Source organism: Pyramidobacter sp. CG50-2, assembly GCF_003612005.1.
Classification (GTDB): Bacteria; Synergistota; Synergistia; order Synergistales; family Dethiosulfovibrionaceae; genus Pyramidobacter.
In genome coordinates, this window is sequence record NZ_RAWT01000001.1 from 1 (window position 1) to 15,429 (window position 15,429).

Here is a 15,429-nt window from a genome sequence, read left to right on the forward strand (position 1 = left end):
TTTCAGTTGAGGGTCACTTTTGTATGCTCTTTTTTCGGACAATTTCCTCGTAACAGCTTTTCATCCCCTTGAATTTGCTCCGTTAGCGCAATCTTGATCGTTATTATGTGTTCGTAATGACTGCTTGCTGCTTTTGTCCTGTCAAAGTAAATGCAACCCCGTCGCATTTACTTTGACGAGGTTGCATTTACTCTGAAAATTTACCCCTTCCGCCGGCGCGGCCGCGGGAAAACGGCGAAAGGCGCCGCGGAACGTGGTACAATTCCCGGTGAAAAATCTATTCCATGGGGGGATTTCACATGAAAAAAGCGCTTTTGATCAACGGCAGCCCGCATCGGGACGGCTGCACTTTCACCGCCCTGGGCGAACTGCAAAAGGCGTTGAGCGGCGCGGGCGTCGCCAGCGACCTGCTCTGGCTGGGGACGAAACCCATGCAGGACTGCACCTCCTGCGGTCACTGCGAAACGACAGGACGCTGCGTCTTCGGCGACCAGGTCAACGAGGTGCTGGACCAGCTCGACGATTACGGCGCCATCGTGGTCGGCTCGCCGGTCTACTATTCCGGGGCAACGGGACGCCTGTGTTCGTTTCTTGACCGTCTGTTCTACGTCGGCAGCGACCGCATGGCCGGCAAGCTGGGGGCGGCCGTGGTGTCCTGCCGGCGCGGCGGTTCGACAGCCTCGTTCGAGCGGCTCAATCAGTACTTTCTGATCAGCAACATGTTCGTTGTCGGCTCGCAGTACTGGAACCAAGTGCACGGCTTCACGCCCGACGACGTGCGCCAGGACGCTGAGGGACTTCAGACCATGCGCACGCTGGGGGTCAACATGGCCTGGATGCTCCGTTCCATCGAGGCCGGACAGAAAGCCGGCATTCCCGCGCCGGCCTACGAGGAACACGTTTGGACGCACTTCATCGGTTAATTTTCACCGCGCATACGACACAGGGGGTTCGGCTTGGCGCCGAACCCCCTGTGTCGTACGGCTGCGGCTACATCTCGATAACGCCTTCAAAATCGCAGTCCACGCCGCCGATCAGGGATACCCCCTCAGGCGCGAGACGGACGACCAGCAGTCCCCCCGCCGTCCTCACGGAAATCTCGCCTTCGTCTACCAACCCCAGTCTGGCTGCGACGACGGCCGCGGCGCAGGCCGAAGTGCCGCAGCTCATGGTCTCGCCGATGCGGCGCTCCCACGTGCGTACCCGCAGCGTGTGACGGTCGGCAACGCTGACGCAGCTGACGTTGGCCCCTTCCGGGAATATCTCCGCGCGTTCCATCAACGGCCCTTCCACGCTCAGTTCCGCGCCGTCGCAGTCGTCGGTCAGGATCACGCACTGCGGGTCGCCCAGCGACAGGCAGGTAATCTGATCGTCGAATCCGCCGCAGGAATAGTACTGACTGACCACGGGCCGGCCGTCGGCGTTAAGCGTAACGGGCACGCGCGCGGGGTCGAAGTCGGGCCGGCCGATCAGCGCCTCGACGCTGTAGATCTCGCCGTCGCGGTCGTAAAGGCGAAGCGCCTTGACGCCGTCGTCGGTTTCGATCAGCAGATCTTTTTTCTTCACGTCCAGTTTCTCGTAAAGATATTTGCCCACGCCGCGCAGCGCATTGCCGCCGATGCGGGCGCGCGTGCCGTCGGCATCGTAAAGGGTCATGCGCGCGTCGGCTTTTCCCCGGGCCGGGGCGACGATCACGAGGCCATCGCCGCCGACGCTGCGCCGACGCCCGCACAGGGCCACGCTGAGGCTGGCCGGTTCGGCGACGCTCTGGCGGATCGTGTCGACATAAATGTATTCGTTGCCGCCGCAGTGCATCTTGACGAAGCGCACGGGACGTTTGCGTTCCGGCAGATGGGCCATGTCGACGAGCTCCACGTTGTCCTCGTCGTAACCGCTGACCATGCAGTCGACGAGGGCGCGGGCCGTGTCGAGGCTGGTCATGCAGGCGGCGCGGCGCTCGATGGCCTTGCTGCGCAGCACCTGGGCGTCGGCGCGCTCGCTGCTGTCGGGCGAGCTGGTCGAGAGCACGTACTGCACCCGTCCCTGATCGAGCAGATAAGGAATATCGCGGTTACCCTGGCTGATCTTGCCCACCGAGGCGCTGCGAATGCCGCGGCTTCTCAGGTATTCGGCGGTGCCGCCGGTGGTGTAAAGGCGGCAGCCCAGCGAAGCGAGGCGGCGGGCCAGCTCCACGATCTCGGGCTTGTCGCGGTCCTGCACGCTGATCAGCACGCCGCCCGGTTCGTGATGACGCACGGCGTAACCGGCCGCAATCAGCCCTTTGTACAAGGCTTCCTCAAGATTCTTGCCCACGCCGAGCACTTCGCCGGTGGACTTCATTTCCGGTCCCAGCTGCACGTCGGCGCCGCTCAGCTTTTCGAAGGAGAACACGGGCACCTTGACGGCGCAGTAAGGGCTGGGCCGGTACAGGCCCGTGCCGCAGGGCAGGTCGCGCAGCTTCGGCGCGTCGGGCGTCAGCGTGGCGAGCATCACCTGCGTGGCGATATCCACCAGCGGCAGTCCGGTGACTTTGCTGATATAAGGGATCGTGCGGCTGGCGCGGGGGTTGCTCTCGATCACGTAGACCCGGTTGTTGTAGATCACGTACTGGATGTTGACCAGCCCCTTCACGCCCAGTTCGAGGGCGATGCGGGCAGTGCTCTCCACCAGCTTCTCGGTGACGGGGCCGGAAAGGTTCCAGGCCGGATAAGCGGCGATGCTGTCGCCGGAATGGACCCCGGCGCGCTCGATGTGTTCCATGATGCCGGGAATCAGCACGTCGGTCCCGTCGCAAACGGCGTCGACTTCCACCTCGGTGCCTTCGAGGTATTTGTCGATCAGCACGGGGCCATCGGTCCCGATGGCGAGAAGGCGCCGCATGTAATTGCTGACGCTCTCGTCGTCGTAAGCGATGATCATGTTCTGGCCGCCCAGCACGTAGGACGGGCGCACGAGCACGGGATAACCGATGTCGCGGGCGGCGGCGAGCGCCTGCTCCAGCGTTTCCACGCCGCGTCCCTTGGGGCGGGCGATGCCGCAGCGGCTCAGAATCGCGTCGAAGCGCTCGCGGTCCTCGGCGGCGTCGATGGCGTCGGCGCTGGTGCCGAGGATGGCGACGCCGTTTTCGCTGAGGCACTTCGTCAGCTTGATGGCGGTCTGCCCGCCAAAGGCCACGACCACGCCGAGAGGCCGTTCCAGTCGGATGACGTCCATCACGTCCTCAGGCGTGAGCGGCTCGAAGTAAAGTCGGTCGGCCGTGTCGAAATCGGTGCTGACCGTCTCGGGATTGTTGTTGATCATCACGACCGTGTAACCCAGGCGCTTCAGCGCCCACACGCAGTGCACGGCGGCGTAGTCGAACTCGATGCCCTGGCCAATGCGGATCGGCCCGCTGCCGAGGACGACGATGGTCCCTTTGGAGGCGGCAAGGCCGGCATGATGGGCGATGAATCCGGCCGCTTCGTCTTCGCTGCCCGAGACCGGAGCGGCGGCGTAGAAGTAAGGCGTTTCGGCCGCAAATTCGGCGGCGCAGGTATCGACCATGCGGTAGACCGGCGCCAAATGTTTTTCCACTTTCGCGCCTGAAAGCTTCTCGATCGTGCGGTCAAGAAAACCTGTCGCCTTGGCGCCGGCGTACAGTTCGTCGGGCAGGACGCCGCCGCACTTCTGCAAAGCGCTCTCGACGGCAAGGATTTTTTTCAGCTTCCACAGGAACCAGCGGTCGATCTTCGTCACGTCGTGGACGTGATCGACCGACACGCCGCGGCCCAAAGCCTCGTACACGACGGACAGCCGCTGGTCGGTAGGCTCTCGCAGGCAGGCCTCGAGCTGATCGTCGCCGAGCTCCTTCAGGGAAGCGAGGCGCGGCGAATCCATACCGATCTCGGCGCCGCGCAGCGATTTGAGCAGAGCTTCCTCAAAGGTCGGCGCGATCGCCATCACTTCGCCGGTGGCTTTCATCTGCGGTCCCAGCGTGCGCGTGGCGCTGCTGAACTTGTCGAAGGGCCAGCGCGGCATCTTCACCACCACGTAGTCCAGCACCGGCTCGAAGAAAGCCGACGTCTTGCCGGTGACGGCGTTGGGGATCTCGTCAAGGCGCAGGCCCATGGCGATCTGCGCCGAAACCTTGGCGATCGGGTAGCCGGTCGCCTTGGAGGCCAGCGCCGAAGAGCGCGACACGCGCGGGTTGACTTCGATCACGGCATATTCGAAGCTGCCGGGGTTGAGCGCGAACTGCACGTTGCAGCCGCCCTGCACTTCGAGCTCGCGCACGATGCGAAGCGCCGCGCTGCGCAGCAGCTGGTACTCCTTATCGGCCAGCGTCAGCGCCGGCGCCACGACGATGGAATCGCCGGTGTGCACGCCTACGGGATCGAGGTTCTCCATGGAGCAAATGGCGATACAGTTGTCGTCGCCGTCGCGCATCATCTCGAACTCGATCTCTTTCCAACCGGCGACGCTGCGCTCCACGAGGATCTGCCCCACGGGCGAGACTTCCAGTCCGCGTCGCGCGAGCTGCTCCATCTCCGCGGCGCTGTGGGCGATGCCGCCGCCGGTGCCGCCCAGCGTGAAGGAGGGGCGGATGATGACGGGATAACCGATTTTGGCGCCGAAGTTCATGGCTTCGTTCAGTCGGGTCGCGATCGCCGAGGGGATGACGGGTTCGCCGATTTTCTCCAGCATGTCCTTGAAAAGCTGACGGTCCTCGGCTCGTTCGATCGTGTCCAGCGACGCGCCCAGCAGTCTGACGCCTTTCGATTCAAGCCAGCCGTCCCGGGCCAGCTGCATGGACAGGGTCAGCCCGTTCTGGCCGCCGATGGTGGAGAGCAGTCCGTCGGGGCGTTCCTTCTCGATCAGGCGCTTCAGGATCTCTACCGTCAGCGGTTCGATGTAGACCTTGTCGGCGATGTCGCTGTCGGTCATGATCGTGGCAGGATTGGAGTTGACCAGGATCACCTCGATGCCGAGCGCGCGCAGGGCCCGGCAGGCTTGAGTGCCGGCATAGTCGAATTCGGCGGCCTGGCCGATCACGATCGGGCCGGAGCCGATGATCATCACCCGTTTCAGTTTTTTATCGAGCGGCATGGCGGACGGCCTCCTCGCAATTCTTCAAAAAGCGGTCAAACAGGAACGCCGTGTCCTGCGGACCGGCACAGGCTTCGGGATGGAACTGCACGGAAAAGGCGTTGACGCCGCCGTAATCGATGCCCTCGCAGGTGCCGTCGTTCACGTTGACGTAGCTCAGACGGTTCTCCGCCGGAATGCTGTCGTTCTCCACCGCGTAACCGTGGTTCTGACTGGTGATCAGCAGACGCCCCGTCGCCGTTTCGCGCACGGGCTGGTTTTCGCCGCGGTGACCGTACTTCAGCTTCGTCGTGCGCGCGCCGCGGGCCAGGGCCAGAAGCTGATGGCCAAGGCAGATGCCGAACATGGGCAGCCCCGTCTCGGCCACGGTGTTGACGTTCTCGACGATGCCGCGGCAGGAGGCGGGATCGCCGGGACCGTTGGACAGCAGCACGCCGTCGGGACGCAGGGCAAGGATCTTCACCGCCGCCGTGTCCGCCGGCACCACGGTGACGCGGCAGCCGCGCTCCGTCAGCGCGCGGGCAATGCCGCCTTTGCAGCCAAAGTCCCAGAGCACGATGTGGCGCGTGCCGTCGGGGTTGAGGATAAAGGGCTTGTCGCAGGTCACCGCAAAGACGTCGCTCGACAGCCGCCGTCCCGCCAGATCCGCCGTGAAAGCCGGCAGGTCCTCGGGCAGACGCGAGCAGACGGCGGCGTTCATCACGCCGTGCTCGCGGATGATGCGCGTCAGCGTGCGCGTATCCACGCCGGCAAGTCCGGCTACGCCGCTTTCCCGCAGATAATCGTCAAGCGTGCCGCCGCTGCGGAAGTTCGAAGGAGCGTCGCACAGTTCGCGCACGATATACGCGCTCAGCCGCGGGCGCGGGCTTTCGAAATCCTCGCGGATGACGCCGCAGTCGCCGATCAGCGGAAAGGTCTGCACGACGATCTCCCCGTGGTAGCTGGGGTCGGTGAGCGTTTCCAGATAACCGGTCATGCCCGTGGCGAAAACGATCTCCGCCGTCACGTCGCCGGCCGCGCCGAAGCGTTCTCCGGCAAAAACGCGCCCGTTTTGCAGCACCAGATAGGCTTTCTCTCTCAAAGTCCTCACCCTCTTTTCTCCGTCCGCGCCGCCGCGCGGCGCCATTTTTCGTCCACGGTCATTCGTCTTCGTAAAATGCCCGCCAGCCCGATGCGGCGCGAACCAGCAGCGTGCGCCCGGCGGCGGGACGGCCGAGCACTTTCGCCGGCCCCTCGCCGAGGGCCGCCAGCAGCCGTTCGATGCCGCAGGGGCGGCCCTGCGCCTCCCAGCCGTCCAGCAGTTCCGGCAGGACGCCGTTCAACTTTTCGCTGCCGAAGGGGATCTCCTCGAAAGGCAGGCTCAGCTGATCGGCGCTGCGCGCGCAGTGATTGCTCACGACCGCCGCGATCAGACCTTCGTCGAGCGCCCGCCACAGGGCGGCGCGGTCGTCCGCGCCGCGCAGCACCGGCCAGACTTTGAGCGCGCCCTCAAGGGACGCCGCGTCGTACTCGTCTTCGGTATGGATCAGGTTCATGAAGGGCACGTCGCAGGTCACGTCCTGCCCGCCGTCCCGCGCCGCACGGATCGCTTCCAGCGAAGCGCGGCAGCTGACGCCGCGCACGTGCAGCGGCACGCCCCACTCGCCCGCCAGCGTCAGGACCGCCGCCACGGCGATCGCTTCGGCGACGGCGGGGACGCCTTTCATGCCCAGCCGGTCGGCCGCGTCGCCGTCGTTGATCTGGCCGAAAGCGCACAGCTCGCCCAGGCACGGCCTCACGGCGAGGCGGCAGCCCAGCCCGGAAGCGTAGCAGAACAGCGCCCGCAGCCGCCGCCAGTCTTCGAATCCTTCGGGCACGCAGAACAGCTTTTCGCCGTCTCGCGCCATCAGGCCGATCTCGGCCATCGCGCCGTTGTCGCGCAGCGCCGCGGGCAGCGGCCACACCCCCGCGCCGTCTTCCGACGCCAGCAGGCGGGCGGCCTTCAACGCGCCCGGGCCGTCGCTGCCGGCTTCGGCCGTCAGGGCCGTCAGCCCCCAGCCGCCGCGGCGGGCTTCCGCGGCCAGCGCCGCGCCGCTTTTGGCGCCGGCGCGGCAGAACAGGTCGATCGCGGCGGGGATGCGCCAGGCTTCCAGGACTTTTTCGGAAAGTTTCAGCGTTCGCGGATCCACGGCATAACGAGAACTCATCGCGCGCCACCTCCCAGGCAAATGTCGAGCAGAGCCATGCGCGTCAGCACGCCGCAGAGCACCTGCTCGCGGATCAGGCTCGACGGGCCGTCGGCCACCGACGAAGCGACCTCGACGCCGCGGTTGATCGGCGCCGGATGCATCACCACCGCGCCGGGACGGGCGCAGGCCAGCAGTTCCTCCGTGGCGCCGTAGCGCGCGTGATATTCCTTTACCGACGGGAACAGCCCCGCTTCCTGACGCTCCAGCTGCACGCGCAGCAGGCCGAGGATGTCCGCCTGCGCGGCCGCGGCGCGCGGGTCGGGCTCGTACTCCGCGCCCAGCGCCTCGGGACGCGTCGGCATCAGCGTGCGCGGGCCGCTGAGGATCACGCGCGCCCCCATGCCGCGGAAGGCTTTGACGTCGCTGCGCGCCACGCGGCTGTAACGGACGTCGCCGATGATCGCCAGCGTTTTCCCCTTCAGGCTGCCCAAACGCTCCACGGCCGCCGTGACGTCGAGCAAACCTTGCGTCGGGTGGCTGCGCGCGCCGTCGCCGGCGTTGAACACCGGGACGTGCGGCACGAGCTTTTGGATGTAATAAGGCATCCCCGTCGCGGAATGGCGCACCACCAGCGCGTTGACGCCCATCTCGCAGAGCGTCCAGACCGTGTCGCGCAGGCTCTCGCCCTTGGACATGCTCGATCCGGAAGCGCTCCAGTCGATCACCTCGGCCCCGGTCATCCGTTCGGCGACGTCGAACGAGTTGCGGGTGCGCGTGGAATTCTCGAAGAAAAGATTCGCCACGGTGAGGCCTCGCAGCGAATCGAGCGGCCGCTTCGGCACGCTCACAAGGCGCGGTTTCAACGCCAGAGCGCGCTTCACGAAATCCTCGAAATCCTGCGGCGTCCAGTCGTTCAGGTCGAGCAGGTTCTTGCGGTTCCAGGACATAAAACTCCTCCTTCCGGCACTGCGGTTCTTCCTTCCAACCCTGCGGCGCGGTTTTACCGAGACGGATTATACTCCGCGAAACGATTTCATGCAACCGATTGCATCAATGAAAATCACGTTCTTTTTTCCGACGCTCATGCGACTTTCGTCTTTTTACGATCGCTGTGATAGAATGAAAAAACTCAAACGACGCAAGGGGGTTTCCTGATGAAATTTCACTTCATCCACACGAACTTCAACGTCCTCGACCTGAAACGGAGCATGGCTTTTTACGAAAAGGCGCTGGGGCTGAAAGAAGCGCGTCGCATCGAGGGAGACGGTTTCACGATCGTCTACCTGGGCGACGGCGTCACCGATTTTCAGCTCGAGCTGACCTGGATGCACGACCGTACCGAGCCGTACGACCTCGGCGAGCAGGAGTTCCATCTGGCGCTGCGCGTCGACGATTTCGAGGCGGCGCACCGGCTTCACGAGGAAATGGGCTGCATCTGCTACGAAAACCCGTCCATGGGCATCTACTTCATTCAGGATCCCGACCAGTACTGGATCGAAGTGCTGCCCACGCGCGGATAATCTTTTTTCGCCCACGAAAAAGGATCGCCGCACCGCGGCAAAAACGCGAGGGCGAACGGCTGGATTTCATCCGGCCGTTCGCCCTCGCATTTTCGTTTCGGAATGTTCCACGTGGAACATTTTTATCTAAAACCAGACAGTCAGTGAATAAAATTATGACAGTTCATTTCACATTTCCAAAGGATCTCCGTGCCTCCAGAACACGCAGGCGCGCGCGTAAGCGCAGCCGGCGCAGCGCGAACGGTCGGGCGGCCACGGGCCGGAGGCCGCTTGGGACGCCTGCGCCAGGAGCGCGGCTTCCAGCGCTTTTTCGGCCTTCGCGTCCAGCGCTTCGAGCTTCTGTTCCGCGCCGCCGCGCAGGTTCCACAGCGCCAGATCGAGCTGCAGCGGCGCGAACTCGGGACGCTGGCGGCGCAGGGCCAGCGCGTAAAACCGCAGCTGCCGCGCGTAAAAATCGTCCATCCAGCGGCGGCGCAACGGGTCTTTCGGCAGGCGCGTGGTCTTGTAGTCGCGCACGCACAGCCGCGCCGGACGGCCGGCGGCGCTTTCGATCCAGAAGGCGTCGACGGCGCCGACCAGCTCGACGGGGCCGAGGCGGACCTTGAACGGGTATTCGCGCGCCAGCGTCCCCTCTGCCAGCGCCCGGCGCAGCCGCGCCAGCAGCTTTTCGCCGCCGGGGCTGTGGAAGTTCTGCAAAAAGCGTTCCAGCTCGCGGCGCGAGGCCGGATCGCGCCAGACGCGGCGGAATTCGGGGCGCAGGTGCCCGTCGCGGAGGCCGAGGATGCGTCGGTAATCGCCGTCGCTGAAGTCCCATTTGGAAAGGATCCAGTGCGCGACGTCGCCCAGCTCGGCGCCGCCGGACGCTTCGCGAAGCGATTCGCCTTCGCCGGCGTTCCAGCTCAGGTCGAGGTTCTGGCGGAAGGACAGGCGCCACGCCGCCGGGCACAGGCTCCAGAGGGCGTGCGAGGTGGCGCTGACGCGGCGCAGCGCGCGCGGGCGGAGGACGGTCAGCGGCACGTCGGCGCCGGGGATCGTCTTTTCGTGCGCGCCGGCCGCGTTGCGGCGCAGCCAGGCGTCGGCCTGGCGACGGGAGACTTCGCCGGACGCGGGGACGAACTCGCCGCCGGCGCGCTCGATCGACAGCAGCGAACGGTCTTTTTCCGCGCGTTTTCCCCCGCCGGGCATGAGGCCGCACAGGATCAGGCCGTCGCGCGCGCGGGTCAGCGCCACGTAATAAAGGCGCGTCCGTTCTTCGTACTCGGCGCGTTCGTCGAGACGGGCGTGCGCCTTGCCGAGCAGGCAGTCGCCTTCGGGCCAGCCGTCGGGGAAACGCGGCGCGGCCGCCAGCAGATGGCGCGAAGGAGCCACGCCTTTTTCCCGCGCGCCGGCGCGGCCGCCGTGTTCCAGACCGAAGACGGCCACGAGCGGGAATTCCAGCCCCTTGGAGGCGTGGATCGTCATCACCCTGACCGTGTCGCCGTCGGCTTCGGCGCTGGCTTCGGGATCGGCCGCGCCGCGGCGCAGGGCGCTGCGAAGATACGCGGCGACGCCCGCCGGCGACGGGCCGACGCCCGCTTCGTACTCTTCCAGCAGAGCCACGGCGCGGCGCAGATTGGCCAGCGCCGCGGCGCGCCGTTTCGGATGGACGTTTTTCAGGCAGTCGCCGCGGGCCAGCAGCGAGGCCAGCGCCGCCGACGGGCCTTCGAGCATGGCCTGCCGGGCCAGGGATCTCAGTTTCGCGGCCGGGCCGGGCCAATGCTCCGCCAGCGTTTTCAGCGGCTCGCCGCGGTCGAGCAGCGGCAGCAGCGCCTGGGCGTCCGCAAGCGGCAGGCCGGAGAAAGGCGAACACAAAAACCCCGCCAGCGCCGTGCGGTCGCGCGGATCGGCGAGAAACGCGCAGAGCGCGCAGGCGTCACGGATCTCCGGCCGCGCGTAAAAACTGCGCCCGCCGGTAAAGGCGGCGGGGACGCCGCAGAGTGAAAAAGCTCTCTGCAGGTTCTCGTAGGAGCTGCGGGTCGGCGTCAGCACGGCCATGTCGTCCCAGCGGACGGGGCGCAGGCGGTCGCGGTCCCAGATTTTCGCCTCCTGTCCGCGCAGCTCGCAGAGACGCAGCGCCAGACGCAGCGCCAGACGGTCGCGCGCGGCGGCCGCGCTTTCGCGCGCCCTTCCCTCTTCGTCGCGCTGGAATTCTTCCAGCAGCCGTTCGCAGACGGGCAGTTCCGTGCGCTGGCGTTCGTCGATCCACGCGGCGGCGCGCGCCAGACCGCGCGGCGAACGCAACGCCTCGTAGGGCTGGTTCAGTTCCGCGCCGAGGCGGTCTTTCCAGATTCTTTCGAAGCGGCCGTTGACGGCGTCCAAAATCTTTTCGCCGCTGCGGAACGACACCGACAGGCTCACGTAACGGCCGCCGCGGCGCGCCGCGGCGACATAGCGCTCGAAGATGGCCGGCTCGGCGTGGCGGAAGCGGTAAATGGACTGTTTCAGGTCGCCGACCACGAACAGCCGCGCGCGCGCCGCGCGCCGGACGGCGCGCAGCAGGGCGTCCTGCCGGTCGTTGGTGTCCTGGAATTCGTCCACGAGCACTTCGGAAAAGCGCGCGGCGTAAGATTCGTCATGTTCCAGCGCCTGAGCGGCCAGAGCGATCATGTCGGAAAAAGAGATGCCGCCGCGCGAGGACTTGTACGCCTGCCACTTGCGCCAGCACAGCCAGCCGAAGCGGATCAGCAGCGCGCGCAGCCTCAGCTCGTCGGCGCTCCACCCGTCGGCGAGCAGGCGCTCGAAGACTCGCAGCGCGTCGGCGTCCCTGCGCCAGTCGGCCAGCTTGACGCCCATCGCCTCCGCCAGCGCGTCGGCCAGCTTGCCGCGCGCGTTTTTGACGGTGTCGGCGGCGTCGAAGACGAACTCGCGGCAGTCCGCTTCGCTCGCGAAGCCGCGCGCGTTCCAGCGGTCGCGGAAGGCGGCGAAGCGCGCGACGAAATCGCCCGTGCCGCCGCATCGAACGGGATCGACGTCGAAGCCTTCGGTCCAGCAGTCGGCCAGCCGCGCGAACTCGGCGCCGAGATTTTGCCGCAGCAGCTCCAGCGCCTGCGCGTCGGGGGAGCTCAACTTTTCGAGAACGCTTTCGGGGGTTTCGCCGAAGTCGAACATCATGCCCTCGAAGCTGCGGGCGAAATCGGCGACGCCTTCGGGCCGCCAGCAGTTCACCACGTCGGCGGCTCCGGGGTCGCTCAGCAGCGCGCGCGCGGAGGCTCCGTACCCGCGGTCCATGCCCCAGCAGAACCATTCAACGTCGAGCCGGTCCAGCGCGCCGGTCAGTTCGCGCCAGAACTCGTCGGCCTCCGCGTCGCCGACGAGGCGCAGCGACGGTTCGACGGGCAGCGACAGCCCCGCTTCGCCGATGACGCGCGCGCCGAAGCCGTGGATCGTGGAGATGTAGGCCTGATCGAGCGAAGCCAGCGCGGCGGCGCGGCGGCGCGAAAGTTCGGCCGAAGCGGCGAGCGCCGGCTCGAGGTCCGCCAGCAGCGCGGCGATGCGGCGGCGCATCTCCGACGCCGCTTTTTCGGTAAACGTCAGCGTCAGCGTATGGCGCACGTCTTCGCGCGTCAGCACGGTCCAGACGAAGCGCCAGGCCAGCGTCCAGGTCTTGCCCGTGCCGGCCCCGGCGCCGACCACCGTCAGCGGCGCGTCGGACGTGATCGCCTCGACCTGCTCGGGCAGGCCCTGCGAGGCGACGTAATTTTTCAGCAGCGCCAGGTCTTCTTCCGGCAGAGGCGGCAGTCCGCGTTCTTTATTCGTCATCGGCGCCCTCCTCTTCCGATTCTTCGAGTTCGCCGCTCATCTCGCCGCGGCGGCAGATCGCCGCGAAGGCGCAGGCGCGGCAGCGTTTGCTCTCGTAGCGCGGCGGGAACTGCCCGGCGTCCATGGCCAGGGCGATATCCGACAGCAGCTGGCCGGCACCTTCCTTCCGCTCGCGCAGCGTTTTCGATCCGCTCCGTTTGTTCAGCAGCGAGGCGACGTCGTCGTCCCAACAGCCGGAAACGGCGGCGTCCTTCTGGCCGACGTAGCCCCAGCCGGCGCATCCGCCTCCGCCCAGCCCGCCGCTTTCGAGGGCCAGCGCGTAGCAGCCCAGCTGGAACGCCTTGCCGTAAGCGGAGGCTTTTCCCGCTTTGTAATCCCAGAGCAGAAAACGGCCGTCTTTGAGGCGGTCGAGGCGGTCGCAGCGGCCGCGGAACGTGACCGCGCCGCGTCGCAGCGGCGGCAGGTCGAGCTCGCAGAGGATCTCCGCGCGCAGCGGTCGCAGCGCCGTTTCCCACTCGTCCTGTTTCGCTGCGCAGCGTTCCGCGCCGCTGCGCAGTTCCAGCAGCGCGCGGCTCAGCGACGGAGAGCGCAGCAGCGCCGGATAGTTTTCGCCGACGACTCCGTCGAACAGACGGCGCGTCCCCTCTTCGACCGAGCCGCGGCAGCCCGACGCGGCGTATTCGCGCCAGACGCGTTCCCAGAGGGCGTGCATGGCCGTGCCGCCGCGGAGCGGGTCATACTCGTCCTCGCGCGGCGGCTCCTCGTAACCGAGGACGGCACGCAGCGCGAAAAGGTACGGGCACTCGGCGAAGTCGTCCACGGAACTCAGGCGCACTTCGGCGGCCGCGGCTTCGAGGCGTCCCGGCAGCACGCGGCTGGCCGGCAGCGAGTTCTCGGCGCGGAAATCCGGCTGCCGCGTCTCGACGGGCGTCAGCGCCGCTTCCTGCGGCGCGGCGAGAAGACGATCGAGCCCGCGCGCGACCGTCCTTTCCACGGAGATCCAACGGTCGGCCGCGGCGGCGGCAATCAGCGCCGATTCCTCCTGCGGCCGCTCCTGCGCGTCCACGGCGCTGCGGCAGAGGAACGTACAGAGGTCGCCGCAGGCGATCAAACGGCGGAAAAGGAACTCGCGCTGCCGCCGCTGTTCCGACAACAGGGGCAGATGGCTGCGGTCCAGCCCCAGAGAACTCAGGCCGTGGAGGCGCTCCTTGCGCGCCTCGTCGAGCAGCGGCGACTCACGAAGGCCGCCCGGCCACTGCGAAGCTTCCGTGCCGATCATGAACCAGTACGGCGCGTGGAACAGCGGCGACGGCGCGCCGGCGAAGACCGTCAGGCAGCCGGCCTCGCGCTGCCCCGGCGAGGCGGTCGTGCCGTCGGTCCACGCCGACAGGTAGGCGCGCGCGTCGGCGCCGGAAAGTTTCTGCGAGCCGAACTCGCCGAGGTCGCGTACGACTTCTTTGATGAAAAGGATCTTGCGGTCCAGCTCGCGCAGCGCTTCCAAGAACAGGGCAATGCGGCCGTCCAGCTCCGGCGCATCGACCGTCAGCCGCGCCACGATCAGCGCCCGCCCCGAGGCAAACGCGCGCAGCGCCGTCAGCAGTTCCAGCGCCGTCCCGCCGCGCCGCACTTTCGCGGCATAGCGGCGGCAGTCGACGAACGCGGCGCGGGCGGAAGCGCCGGCGCCGTCGAGCGCTTTTTCCCAGCCTTTGGCGCCGCGGGGATGGAACGCTCTCAACCGTTCTATGTCGAGCTCGGATCCGCACAGCCACGGCAGCGACAGCAGCCGCAGCGTCGGCTCCGTCTGCCAGCCGCTCTCGGCCGCTTCGAGACAGGCCGACGAGAGCTGCCAGAGCGGCGTCTCGCTGATCGCGCGGCGGAAATCCCAAAAGACGGGCAGCCCGTAGCGTGCAAAGACTTCTTTTGCCTCGGCGAGGCGGGAGCGCGGCATCGAAAAGGCCACGGCTTCCAGCCCCGGCCACGGCCCCAACTCCGCCAGCGGCCCTTCGCCTCGCTCCCAAAGCGCCAGCGAGCGCGCCGCCGTTTCCAGTTCCTGGCGCGGGTCGCCGCCCTGGATCTTCACCGCGCGCAGCGGCCGCCGTTCCGACAGCGCTTCGCCGTCGACGCCGAACTGCTGCGCCGCGCCGTAGGCCCCGGCCAGATCGGCGACGGGCGCGCACAGGCGCACGGCCGCGCCGTGCCCGACGAGCGCGCGCACGAGCGCCAGCTGCGAATGGGTCAGGCTGGAAAATCCGACGAGCACGAGATCGAGAGAACGGCACACGTCCGCCGCGCCGGGCAGGTCGAGGAGTTTGCGCGTTTCCGTGGTAACGCCGGCGCTGTCCGAAAGCCCCTGCCGGTCGAGCGCTCCGAGATACGCGCGGTACAGGCTGACGAAGGCCCGGCCGAGCTGGTCGCCTTCTTCGCAGACGGCCGCGAGGCTTTCCGGCGGCACCTCTTCGCTGATCAGCTCGCGGATCTGCGAGCCCAGCAGCGTCAGAAAGCCGCGGCGCTGCGCGCCCGCCGGCAGGACGCCGCCGGATTCGCGGTAACGCCTGACGATGCTCCAGAGCAGCAGCCAGTGGTCGGGCGGGTCGATCTGTACGCGCGGCTTTTCGACGCTCAGTTCTTCCGCAAAGAAGCGGTAGATCTCGTCCCAGCGGCGGATCCGATACTCCGGCGACGTCTCCGTTCCCGACAGCGTTTCGGCCAGCAGTTCGCGGTCGCCCGAACCGGCCACGAGGAACGTGCGGCCCCGCGCCGGCGGCAGGGCGCGCAGCAGCCGTTCCAGATCGCCGATACGCCGGTAAGCGTACAGTTCAAAGGGCATGGCGCTTCTCCTTTCGTTCCTCGTCCCATGC

At 67.0% G+C, this 15,429-nt stretch carries 8 protein-coding genes; 2 read left to right on the forward strand and 6 right to left on the reverse strand.

What is annotated here, in order from left to right; all coding sequences use genetic code 11:
- Window positions 1-299 precede the first annotated feature (299 nt).
- Window positions 300-923 (forward strand): flavodoxin family protein, encoded by a 624-nt coding sequence (locus D7D26_RS00005; RefSeq protein WP_233543405.1) that lies wholly within the window; start codon window positions 300-302, stop codon window positions 921-923.
- 67 nt (window positions 924-990) lie between these two features.
- On the opposite strand, the gene carB is transcribed toward D7D26_RS00005, so the two are convergent.
- The 4 genes from carB to D7D26_RS00025 are packed head-to-tail and all read right to left on the reverse strand — an operon-like array spanning window position 991 to window position 8,200.
- Window positions 991-5,085: a carbamoyl-phosphate synthase large subunit gene (gene carB, locus D7D26_RS00010; RefSeq protein WP_120371531.1), complete on the reverse strand. Its 4,095-nt coding sequence runs from the start codon at window positions 5,083-5,085 to the stop codon at window positions 991-993.
- Window positions 5,072-6,175: a carbamoyl phosphate synthase small subunit gene (locus tag D7D26_RS00015; RefSeq protein ID WP_233543406.1), complete on the reverse strand. Its 1,104-nt coding sequence runs from the start codon at window positions 6,173-6,175 to the stop codon at window positions 5,072-5,074. The genes carB and D7D26_RS00015 overlap by 14 nt, the downstream gene beginning before the upstream one ends.
- 49 nt (window positions 6,176-6,224) lie before the next feature.
- On the reverse strand, window positions 6,225-7,271 hold the full coding sequence (locus tag D7D26_RS00020) for a dihydroorotase (RefSeq protein ID WP_120371533.1): 1,047 nt from the start codon (window positions 7,269-7,271) through the stop codon (window positions 6,225-6,227).
- Window positions 7,268-8,200 carry an aspartate carbamoyltransferase catalytic subunit gene (locus D7D26_RS00025; RefSeq protein WP_120371534.1) on the reverse strand — a complete coding sequence of 311 codons (933 nt, stop codon included), beginning with the start codon at window positions 8,198-8,200 and terminating at the stop codon, window positions 7,268-7,270. The genes D7D26_RS00020 and D7D26_RS00025 overlap by 4 nt, the downstream gene beginning before the upstream one ends.
- 207 nt (window positions 8,201-8,407) lie before the next feature.
- On the opposite strand from D7D26_RS00025, the gene D7D26_RS00030 reads away from it, so the two are divergent.
- Window positions 8,408-8,773, forward strand: a complete 366-nt coding sequence (locus D7D26_RS00030) for a VOC family protein (RefSeq protein WP_078016206.1) — start codon at window positions 8,408-8,410, stop codon at window positions 8,771-8,773.
- A gap of 168 nt (window positions 8,774-8,941) precedes the next feature.
- On the opposite strand, the gene D7D26_RS00035 is transcribed toward D7D26_RS00030, so the two are convergent.
- Both D7D26_RS00035 and D7D26_RS00040 read right to left on the reverse strand, forming a co-directional pair.
- Window positions 8,942-12,571: a UvrD-helicase domain-containing protein gene (locus tag D7D26_RS00035; protein WP_120371535.1), complete on the reverse strand. Its 3,630-nt coding sequence runs from the start codon at window positions 12,569-12,571 to the stop codon at window positions 8,942-8,944.
- Entirely contained in the window at window positions 12,561-15,398 is a 2,838-nt protein-coding gene (locus D7D26_RS00040; protein WP_120371536.1) for a PD-(D/E)XK nuclease family protein, read from the reverse strand. Before D7D26_RS00040 ends, D7D26_RS00035 begins: the two co-directional genes overlap by 11 nt.
- Between the last annotated feature and the right edge of the window lie 31 nt (window positions 15,399-15,429).